The following is a 603-nucleotide window of genomic DNA, read 5'->3' as shown; positions in this document are numbered from 1 at the left end:
GTGGAGGCGGACAAAGCGAAAGAAGAAGCGAAGTACAATTCGCAGAGTGTCACCGTCATTACCAAGGAAGATATCGCGCGCAAACAAGGGAAATCCGTGGAAGACGTGATTTTCAATGAAGTAGGCGTGACCAGAACCGTCGACGCTATGGGTAAAGTAGGCATCTCTATCCGTGGGGCCGATCCTCGTCATACCCTGATTATGGTGGACGGTCAGCCTGTCCTGGGAGACGTGAGTAAATACAGTGGTAACGGCGACGAGCTCATGCGGATCGGCGCGGAAAATATCGAACGCATCGAAATCATCCGCGGTGCTGCCAGTGCCAAATATGGCGCCGATGCCATCGGCGGCGTTGTCAATGTCATTACGAAAGGGCCGAAGTCTACACCTAGTATACAGGTCAATGCCGAAGGGAGATATCATAGCTCTCGCTATACCAGCGATTATGAAAGCAGTGCGTTGCCGTCGAATTTCTTTTTACGGGCCGACAGTGGAAAAGTAGGAAATTTCAGTATTGCCGGTTGGACGTCTAAACGTGATGTCATGCCGGTGTACAGCAAGGACCGGACCTATGGCGGTGGAAGTGAAAATCTTTGGTATGAA

General features: G+C 51.1%; 1 protein-coding gene. It reads left to right on the top strand.

From position 1 onward, the window contains the following. Positions 1–603, top strand: a 603-nt coding sequence (locus AB840_RS15595) for a TonB-dependent receptor plug domain-containing protein (protein ID WP_048515718.1), incomplete at both ends; no start/stop codon positions are given.

It is taken from the genome of Megasphaera cerevisiae DSM 20462 (assembly GCF_001045675.1).
Classification (GTDB): Bacteria; Bacillota; Negativicutes; order Veillonellales; family Megasphaeraceae; genus Megasphaera; species Megasphaera cerevisiae.
This window is presented reverse-complemented; position numbering and strand designations above follow the sequence as displayed.